Origin of the sequence: Rosenbergiella gaditana, assembly GCF_018494065.1 — a bacterium.
Taxonomy (GTDB): Bacteria; Pseudomonadota; Gammaproteobacteria; order Enterobacterales; family Enterobacteriaceae; genus Rosenbergiella; species Rosenbergiella gaditana.
In genome coordinates this window covers 1-262 of record NZ_JABBFR010000080.1, presented here as the reverse complement: position 1 = coordinate 262, position 262 = coordinate 1, and the positions used below count along the sequence as shown (strand labels likewise).

Here is a 262-nt window from a genome sequence, read left to right as displayed (position 1 = left end):
CATTCAGAGATTTAATAAAGGTGCTTGTTGAACTAGAACAAACTGGTTTGATTGAACGTACGAAGACAGATAGATATCAACGAAAGCAATCTAGTAAGTCAAATTCGAAATTAGTAAGAGGAACGTTAAGTCAGAATAAAAAAGGATTTGCGTTCTTAAGACCAGAAGAAGAGGGTGTAGATGACATCTTCATCCCGCCAACAAAAATCAATAGAGCCTTAGATGGAGATACCGTCATTGTAGAAGTTCACAAAGGTAGAGG

The 262-nt window shown here is 37.0% G+C and carries 1 protein-coding gene; it reads left to right on the top strand.

Annotated features, from left to right (window positions below):
- The coding region (locus HH682_RS15530) for a hypothetical protein (RefSeq protein WP_214238373.1) at nt 1-262 on the top strand (262 nt) is incomplete at both ends.